This window comes from Acholeplasma equifetale ATCC 29724, assembly GCF_000687735.1.
In the GTDB taxonomy this organism is placed as follows: Bacteria; Bacillota_I; Bacilli_A; order Acholeplasmatales; family Acholeplasmataceae; genus Acholeplasma; species Acholeplasma equifetale.
The window spans coordinates 20,750-29,615 of record NZ_JHXL01000011.1; the positions used below are offsets into that span (position 1 = coordinate 20,750).

General features: G+C 29.2%; 8 protein-coding genes and 4 tRNA genes. 9 read left to right on the forward strand and 3 right to left on the reverse strand.

Going from position 1 to position 8,866, the window contains the following annotated elements; all coding sequences use genetic code 11:
• Window positions 1-7 precede the first annotated feature (7 nt).
• Genes nrdI through T434_RS07185 form a run of 4 tightly spaced genes read left to right on the forward strand, consistent with a single transcriptional unit; the run spans window position 8 to window position 3,831 of the window.
• On the forward strand, window positions 8-367 hold the full coding sequence (nrdI, locus tag T434_RS08025) for a class Ib ribonucleoside-diphosphate reductase assembly flavoprotein NrdI (protein ID WP_026400250.1): 360 nt from the start codon (window positions 8-10) through the stop codon (window positions 365-367).
• A gap of 13 nt (window positions 368-380) precedes the next feature.
• The gene (gene nrdE, locus T434_RS0105605; RefSeq protein ID WP_156934102.1) at window positions 381-2,480 is read left to right on the forward strand and encodes a class 1b ribonucleoside-diphosphate reductase subunit alpha; all 2,100 of its coding nucleotides are present in this window, start codon (window positions 381-383) and stop codon (window positions 2,478-2,480) included.
• A gap of 10 nt (window positions 2,481-2,490) precedes the next feature.
• Complete coding sequence (nrdF, locus tag T434_RS0105610; protein WP_026400252.1) at window positions 2,491-3,570, forward strand: class 1b ribonucleoside-diphosphate reductase subunit beta; 1,080 nt, start codon at window positions 2,491-2,493, stop codon at window positions 3,568-3,570.
• Between the two features lie 3 nt (window positions 3,571-3,573).
• Complete coding sequence (locus T434_RS07185; protein WP_035358529.1) at window positions 3,574-3,831, forward strand: glutaredoxin family protein; 258 nt, start codon at window positions 3,574-3,576, stop codon at window positions 3,829-3,831.
• A 62-nt stretch (window positions 3,832-3,893) separates the two neighbouring features.
• On the opposite strand, the gene T434_RS0105620 is transcribed toward T434_RS07185, so the two are convergent.
• The 3 genes from T434_RS0105620 to T434_RS0105630 form a co-directional block, all read right to left on the reverse strand.
• Window positions 3,894-6,065 carry a glycoside hydrolase family 18 protein gene (locus T434_RS0105620; protein ID WP_026400253.1) on the reverse strand — a complete coding sequence of 724 codons (2,172 nt, stop codon included), beginning with the start codon at window positions 6,063-6,065 and terminating at the stop codon, window positions 3,894-3,896.
• 176 nt (window positions 6,066-6,241) lie between these two features.
• Window positions 6,242-6,316 (reverse strand) — tRNA-Trp (locus T434_RS0105625).
• 56 nt (window positions 6,317-6,372) lie between these two features.
• Window positions 6,373-7,422, reverse strand: a complete 1,050-nt coding sequence (locus tag T434_RS0105630; RefSeq protein WP_026400254.1) for a hypothetical protein — start codon at window positions 7,420-7,422, stop codon at window positions 6,373-6,375.
• Window positions 7,423-7,557: 135 nt separating this feature from the next.
• Here T434_RS0105630 and T434_RS0105635 point away from each other — a divergent pair.
• From T434_RS0105635 to T434_RS08115, 5 genes are all read left to right on the forward strand, one after another.
• A tRNA-His gene (locus tag T434_RS0105635) sits at window positions 7,558-7,633 on the forward strand.
• 162 nt (window positions 7,634-7,795) lie between these two features.
• Window positions 7,796-8,098, forward strand: a complete 303-nt coding sequence (locus T434_RS0105640; RefSeq protein ID WP_026400255.1) for a zinc finger Ran-binding domain-containing protein — start codon at window positions 7,796-7,798, stop codon at window positions 8,096-8,098.
• Between the two features lie 190 nt (window positions 8,099-8,288).
• Window positions 8,289-8,363: transfer RNA gene (locus T434_RS0105645), tRNA-Gln, on the forward strand.
• A gap of 22 nt (window positions 8,364-8,385) precedes the next feature.
• A tRNA-Leu gene (locus tag T434_RS0105650) sits at window positions 8,386-8,469 on the forward strand.
• Between the two features lie 55 nt (window positions 8,470-8,524).
• Window positions 8,525-8,866: IS3 family transposase (locus T434_RS08115; protein ID WP_162150769.1), on the forward strand; the 342-nt coding region annotated here is incomplete at its 3' end.

The following is an 8,866-nucleotide window of genomic DNA, read 5'->3' on the forward strand; positions in this document are numbered from 1 at the left end:
TGTTGATATGATTGTGGTCTATGATAGTTTGACTGGACAAACCAAACGATTTGCAAGTAAATTGGGTTATGAAGCCGTTCATGTTAAATTATATGAAGATGTTAATAATGATAACCAAATATTTTTAGTTACAAGAAGTATTAATTTTGGTCAAATACCAGAAACCACAAAAACATTTCTTAATTTACATAAAGATAAAGTTATTGGTGTTGCAGTAAGTGGTAATAAAAACTGGGGTGAAAACTTCGGTATGGCAGGTATAAAAATTGAAAAAGAATATAAAATACCTTTAGTTTTAAAATTCGAAGGATCAGGATTCCCTAGTGACGTTGAATATGTTAAGAAATGGATTAAGAATTATTTGTAGATAGGAGATAAATATGGAACAGAGAAAAGCGGTTATCCCTGAGTGGATATTATTAAACAACCAAGTGATTGATGAAAACGGACAAATTAAAGACATTGAAAAAGATAAAGAAGCTGCAAGAAGTTACTTCTTAAATGAAGTCAATCGTCGTACACAATTTTTCCACTCATTAGAAGAAAAATTAGATTACTTAATTGAGAATGAATATTATGAAAAGTCATTCTTAGAAAAATATACAATGGAACAAATTAGAACCATTTATGACATTGCATATGCTGCAAAATTTAGATTTCCTACCTATATGGGTGCATTTAAGTTTTATAATGACTATGCATTAAAATCACGTGATAATAAAAACTTTTTAGAGCGATACGAAGATCGTTTAGCAATTAATGCTTTATATCATGCTAATGGTGATTTTGAAAAAGCAAAACAACTCATTCGCTCTTTAATTAATCAAGACTTTACACCAGCTACACCAACACTTTTAAATACTGGTAAAAAACATCGTGGTGAATTTGTGTCATGTTTCTTGTTAGAAGCGGGTGATTCACTAAACGATATTGCAAGAGTATCAGAGTTTTCTATGCAGTTATCAAAAGTTGGAGGGGGCGTTTCAATAAACCTAACAAACCTTCGTGCTAAAGGTGAAGCAATTAAAGGAATTCCTAACGTATCTAAAGGAGTTGTAGGTGTTGCAAAACTTCTTGATAATAATTTTAGATATGCAGATCAAATGGGCCAAAGAACAGGTGCTGGTGCAGCGTATTTAAATGTATTTCACGCAGATATAGAAGATTTCTTATCTACTAAAAAATTAAACGCTGATGATGATATTCGTATTAAGACATTATCACTAGGTGTTGTAATACCAGATAAATTTATTGAATTAGCAAGAGAAAATAAAGATATGTATGTATTTTATCCACATACAGTATATCAAGCTTATGGTATTGACTTTGCAGATATATCAATTGACATGAACAAATGGTACGATATATTAGTTGAAAATCCAAAAGTTCGTAAACGTAAAGTTAATCCAAGAAAACTACTTGATATGATTGCATCTTTACAAGGTGAATCAGGATATCCATATATTATGTTTTCAGATAATGTGAATCGTGCAAATCCGCTTGATATGCCAGTTAAGTTTTCTAATCTATGTACAGAAATCTTACAACCAACTGTAACATCACATTATGCAAACTATGGTGAAGAAGATGATATCGGTATGGATATATCATGTAATTTGGCATCTGGTCATATGGGTAATATGATTAAGCATAATACGATTAAAGAAACTGTTTTTGCTGCAATGGATGTTATGAATTCAGTATCACTAAATACAGATATTAAACACGTTCCTGCAGTTGCCAAAGCGAATAGACTTAATCGATCTGTTGGCTTTGGAATTATGGGACACCATGGATTTTTAGCTGAAAACTATATTTTATATGGTAGCGAAGAAAACCTAGATTTAATTGATGTATTCTTTAATATGGTAAATTTCTACTCATTAGAACACTCAATGCTTAAAGCGAAAGAAACAGGAGAAAAGTTTTATCGCTTTGAACACTCTAAATATGCAGATGGTTCATACTTTGATGGACGAGGACAAATTTTACCTAAGACAGATAAGGTAAAAGAAATCTTTAAAGATATTTATATTCCAACGGATGAAGATTGGAAAAAATTAAAAGAAGATGTAATGACATATGGTTTATATAATTCACATCGTCTAGCTATTGCACCAAATGGCTCTATTGGATATGTTATGTCTGCAACCCCTTCTTTAACCCCTATTAAACAACTTGTTGAAGAACGTACCTATGGTAATTCAAAAACATATTATCCGATGCCTGCATTAGATAAAGCGGCATTCATGTATGAAACAGCTTATCGTATGGATGTGTATAAAGTCATCGACGTTATAGCAACCGCTCAAAAACACGTTGACCAAGGCATTTCATTTGAGTTATGTATTACATCTGATGTGACAACAAGAGAACTTGTTAAATATTATTTATATGCACATTATCAAGGTATAAAAACTTTATATTACACAAGAACTCAAAAACTCAAAATTGAAGAATGCGAATCATGTGCAGTATAAGGAGGATAACATGGAAAACAAATTCAAAAAATTTGATAATGCCTTTGAAGGTGCAAACTGGAATGAACATGAAGATGACTTCACACAAGCATTCTATGAACAAAATTTAAGCCAATTTTGGCGTCCTGAAGACATTTCTCTACAACCAGATTTAAATGTATGGGAAACATTAAAACCAGAAATTAAATTGGCTTATTCAAGAAACCTATTAGTTTTAACATTTTTAGATACATACCAAGGTGATATTGGTATGCCCGTTGTATCAAGATCTTTAGATGAAAAATTTCATCAAAGAAAAGCTGTTTTAAACTTCATGGCTGCTATGGAAAATGCAGTACATGCTAAAAGTTATTCAAACATCTTTATGACCTATATGACAACCCCTGATATTGATGAATTATTTAAATGGGGTGAAAAACATAAAAACCTTCAACGTATTATGGAATTAATCGTTGGATATTATAAAGATTTAGATCGATATAATTATATTCATAAATTTGAATCTATGAAAAAAGGTTATAAAGATTTAGATTTTAGAATTGCGCAATGGAAAGCCATGGTTGCATCTGTATTCTTAGAAACTTGGTTATTCTACTCAGGTTTTTATTATCCATTATTCTTTTATGGACAAGGAAAACTTATGCAAGCTGGCGAAATCATTAACTTAATTTTAAGAGATGAATCTATCCATGGTTTATATGTTGGTCGTTTAGCTCAAGAGTTATTTGAAACTTTTTCAAACGAACTACAAGATGAACTTCAAACATGGGTATATCAATTCTTAAATGAACTATATCATGAAGAAGTTGAACTTATTGAATCTATATATGATGAAGTTGGTTTAACACATGATGTTATCGTCTTTGTTCGATATAATGCAAATAAAGCTTTAATGAATTTAGGATTTGATCCATACTTTGAACAAGAAGATGTTAACCCTGTTGTTTTAAATGGATTAAATACAGAAACCAAAACAATGGATAACTTTTCAATGAAGGGAAATGGTTATCAAAAAATGAAATCAGAAATGATTAAAGACGCAGACTTTTATTTTGAAAAAGAAAAAATTATTAAATTTGGAGATGAATAATATATGGTTATCTTATTAACTAAAAACGATTGTCCACAATGTCAGCAATTAAAAATGTTTTTAAAGTATGGTTTAAATAATAAATATGAACAAGATATTAAAATCGTAAATAAAGAAACAGATACTTTAGAATTTAATGAATTAATATCTAAATATGGTATCTTAAGTTTACCTGCATTTATTTCAAATTCAGAGATTTTAACAAATACTCAACCAACACCAGTTGTTGCATTTTTAGAAAAACATGTAGGTAAAAAATAATTAATATAAAATGATTTAATAAAAAAAGAGTTAACTTATACTTCTAGTTAACTCTTTTTGTTTTATAAATTGTTCGCTTTAATAGCTTGATTCATACCTTGTAGTAAAGTATATGAAGTATCTGTTCCATGTTCCCAAAACATTAACCCTGCTAGACCCTCATCTTTAACAAACTTTGTTTTAGCACGAATGGATTTAACATTATCATATGAAATAAATTCCGAACCATCTTTACTTACGATATAAGGTACTTGAGCAATTTCATCATAACGTTCAATATAGTTAGGGTTATTTAGATAACCACTGGCAATATCTGGATATTTCACAGAACCACTGTTTTGCCAAGAGGATCCAACCTTTACTTGTTTGATACCATAAAACGCTAGACCAATGATAAGTTTAGAATTTGGTATACCATAACCATTAAATATTTCAACTGACTCTTTAATTGAAGTTGTATTTAGTGTTTTACCAACATTGTTTATTGTATCATGAGCTGTTGTTGATTTATATAGTGGGTTTTGGTATTGACCGTTACTATCTGTTAAACCATATGCCATAACATTAACATAATCAATGTATTGATGAGATTGAGATAAGTTATATCTTGGTGGTTGATAAATACCACCAGCTATTGCTGCTGTAACTAAATGGTTTGGATTATTTTCTTTTACTTTTGTATAAATAACTTCCATCATTTTAACAAAAGCAGTAGATTCTGAATTTGTACGTGGGTATTCCCAGTCGATATCAATACCATCAAAACCGTATTCATTAATCGCTTTAACAATATTGTTTGCAAAGTTTTCAATTCTTGAATTGCTTAATGCAATATCACTCCACTCAGAACTTGGACCTACAACCATAATAACTCTTGAACCTGATTTTTTAGCACCAGGCATAATATAATTCAATACGTTTTGGAAATAAGATAAATTTGTAAAATCTCCGTTTGAATCAGCTAATACGAATGAGGCATTAATAATATCCAATGCTTCAAAGAAAAAGTCATTAACAGTATCATAACCTCTATAAATATAACTTGATGCAATTGTTTTTCCTGATAATGATTTTTTAGGTTTTAATTTTAAGTTCATAGAAATTTCAAAAGTTTCATCGCTTGAATTTTTAGCAATCGCAGTTAAAACAATTGACTCAGGTCCATAACTGTTTTTAAAAATACCTTCATTTGTAAGAATTGATGTATCAGATGATCGATAAGTAATTTCATAATCACTATATTTAGTAGGTAGAACTAAATTACCTTCAACAGTTTCTGGTAATAAAGATTCTAAATAAGTCTTTAATTTATTCACTGAATACCCCTTCCAATTTGCAGTTAAACGTAAAATATTTATACGATCTTTCGCTTTTATAGGTTTAACTTCATTGTATAAAGTATTTGAATGCATCCATCCATCAAATTCAAATTCATCTTGAAATACTTTTGGTAATGTGATGGATTCATTATATAAATTAAGTATTACAGTATTTTTATAAGTTTTAGGTGTGTAAAGGTTGAATGTATTAGGTATATTATCAAGTGATATTAAATTATCTGTAACTATCACATGACCATTTGATTCATTAAATACTTCAAATAAAGATAATTCAGTAAATAATTTACTTTGATAGTGTAATGCTAATACATAGTCATATGAAGGTAAATTTAATGCATCAATAGTTGCAGTATATTTATCTAAATAAACAACCTTGTAAATTGATAATGATTCATCGTATTTTAAAAATAATTTATAATGCCATCTTAAACCAGTTTCTTCATTTGAAAATAAGACAAATGAATCTTGATTTTCTGAATCGTTAGAAACTGTAACATCAAATGTTGAATGTGGTGTAAGATTTGATAAATAAGTTTTGTCGTATACCCCACCATTTGTATCTAAATATATTTTTGTATGCATAATGGTTTCAGGATCTAAAAATTCATCAGCATAAAATGTATATTTGATGACATTATTTTCAATTATATATTTATCTTTATCAATAAATTTACCGTTTACATATAATGGTAATTCTTCATTTAAAGAAGAAATATTAATATTTAATCGAAAATCAGAGTCATTAACAGATAAACTTGAGCTTAAGTTTGGGTTAATACTTTCAATTTTATGTTGATTAAAATCGATTTTAACGTGTATACCTAGTTTATCATTTGTACATGATACTAATAATAAACTCAAGATACTTAATAGAAGTACAAATAGTTTCTTCATAGTTACCCCTTTTATGTTCATTTTCTACATTAAGTTTATATGATTAAGTGAATTTATCAAAATGAAATCGCTTTTTTTTCATATTTTAAAATAATTTACCACAAGAGTTTAAATAATATTTAGTTTTCAGTTCATAAAATAAAAAAACTGCAACTAAGCAGTTTATATATTATACATGGCGGGGGCACTAGGATTCGAACCCAGACAAACGGTTTTGGAGACCGGTGTGCTACCGTTGACACCATGCCCCCACGCTTGAAATAGTATAGCATACAAAAAAAATATTTTCAAGATAAAAAAAGAGCGATTATTCATTATCGCTCTTTGGTTCATCATCACTAAATATTTGAGGAAGTGGTTCATGATTTGGATCTTCCAATTTAGATCGTTTATTTTTCTTAATTTTAGCCATAAGTGGTCTATGGAAGAACCAGAAATATGGAATCACAAGTATTAATACAGCATATAATCCATAGATAACAAAGAAGTAGTAGTTATATGGTGATAAATCTGCTGGATGATAATCTGTAACAATACCGTATGCTAAAATGTTTTCATCTGTTAAACCGGTTTCATATATATTTTTAGTAATATTATATGTTTCAGAGGTTAGTTTTAAATTTGAATCTGTAACAATAGGTGATCCAGCTAAGTTATTTACTGATGTTGAACCATCTGTTGTACGATAGATAAATGTTTTTTCTAATTCATTACTATCTTGTTTCTTAGTATAAGCATAAACGTCAATAGCACGAATGTCATATTCATAATATTCAATTTTAGTACCACGATTATGAGTATTTAATGTATAGTTTGAAACTAATAATAAATTAGGGAAGAATCCTGTTGAACGATAAGATTCTACAGTTTGATAAATCTTTAAGAAATCACTTGATAAAATTTCTTTAACAGGTTCATTAGATTCTAATCTAAATGTAACAAATTCAAACTCATAATAAAGAACGTCTTCATGTCCTTCTTCCAATACAATATAAAATCCATCATGGTACATATTTGTATTACGAATAGGGAGCATAGATACTAATGGATGAATAGAGAATTTAATTTTATATACATCACTTATATTAGAAGTTGTTGTATCATAACTTAATTCACCATTTTTGTTTTCTACAGCCTTTGCATAATGAATATCATATGCAGCGTTATAACGTTTTAATAATTCATATGTATCAAAATCTATTTCTTTACCGTCTTCATCATATGTTACAGCGTTTAATATTGTATCGTGTGTATAACTTGCTTGACGGAAAGCATTAGCACCACCAGCTTGAATTTCTACATAAAATAAAATTAAGATGACAAATGCTATATATAATATTCTACCAATCCATTTCATTAATTAAGTACACTTCCTTTCACTCTTTATATAATATCAAATAAATTACATAAAATACAAAAAAACTTATTTTTCCTTAATTTTTAACTTTACAAAAAACATTTTATTGGTATAATAATACTTGCGTAAAGCATGGCGGTTGTGGCGAAGGGGTTAACGCATCGGATTGTGGCTCCGACACTCGTGGGTTCAAGTCCCATCAGCCGCCCCATCTAAGTATTTTTAGAAGTTGATATACACATATCAACTTTTTTTATAGTTTGATAATGAATTTACAACAATATGTTAAAAGTATATAATTATATATAAAGTTACAGGGATAGCTTGGATTATTGGAGCTACTCTTTTAGTAGTGAGGTTATTCATAAATTTATTGACAGCAAATTATATAAGCGTATCTTTATTTAATTTAAATAATGCACAAATTGGTTTTCAGTTTTTATTTTTTATTCTTGATCTTGTAATTATAGTTATTATTGCAGTAGCATTAATACCAATTGGGTTTTTAATTCTTGATCTGAATGAAATGTTAGAGACTAAGCCAACTCAAGATTATATAATACAAAAAATTACAAATGAAAATCAAAATAGTTCTTGGTGGATATGTCCTCATTGTCAAACAGAAAATACACCAACAGCAAAAGAATGTATCAGTTGTAAATCTCCAAAAAAGTAAATCATTTTCAAATACTATAAAGCTGCTTTTTCAATAAAGCGGCTTTATTTTATAGGTAGTAGTGAATTGATAATTAACTTATAAAAGTTAAATTTTATAGTTGATTTTCTATTTTTATAATGTTATAATTATTTCTGCTGTGAGAAGCAACTAGATTTAATCTAGAATGATTCAATATAATACATTAGACAGGCCCATAGCCAAGCGGTAAGGCAACGGACTTTGACTCCGTCACTCGTAGGTTCAAATCCTGCTGGGCCTGCCATTTTTATATAAAAATTTAAAAAGCGGGTGTGGCGAAATTGGCAGACGCACTAGACTTAGGATCTAGCGCCTTCGGCATGCAGGTTCAAGTCCTGTCACCCGCACCATATTGAATGTATAGGTTTGATACAATTGTATCAAACCTTTTTTTCATGATGAAACGTGAGTTTTCCCCTATTTTCAGGTTTAGGAGTATCTAAAAGTAATTATTACAGATGGCTTAAAAATTTACCTAACGAGAGACCTGAACACAAACTGAAAGATGAAATAACGCGTTTATGTCAGCTATACAAATACAAGTATGGTCATCGGAAGATACATAGAAAATTACTTAAAACAACAAAAACAAGTAAAAATACGGTTCAAAAGGTGATGCAAAGATACAATTTACAGTGTAAGGTGAAACCGAAGAAATGTAAGAAAACAGGTCAACCAATTAATGTAGTGGATAACATTCTAAACCGCGATTTTACCGCAAAAAGACCGTTAGAAAAACTAGTAACA

What these genes read in the sequence shown, in the direction of transcription:
- nrdF (WP_026400252.1), top strand. Translation starts at nt 2,491, where the DNA reads ATGGAAAACAAATTCAAAAAATTTGATAATGCCTTTGAAGGTGCAAAC.
- T434_RS07185 (WP_035358529.1), top strand. Translation starts at nt 3,574, where the DNA reads ATGGTTATCTTATTAACTAAAAACGATTGTCCACAATGTCAGCAATTA.
- T434_RS0105630 (WP_026400254.1), bottom strand. Translation starts at nt 7,422, where the DNA reads ATGAAATGGATTGGTAGAATATTATATATAGCATTTGTCATCTTAATT.
- T434_RS0105620 (WP_026400253.1), bottom strand. Translation starts at nt 6,065, where the DNA reads ATGAAGAAACTATTTGTACTTCTATTAAGTATCTTGAGTTTATTATTA.
- nrdE (WP_156934102.1), top strand. Translation starts at nt 381, where the DNA reads ATGGAACAGAGAAAAGCGGTTATCCCTGAGTGGATATTATTAAACAAC.
- nrdI (WP_026400250.1), top strand. Translation starts at nt 8, where the DNA reads ATGATTGTGGTCTATGATAGTTTGACTGGACAAACCAAACGATTTGCA.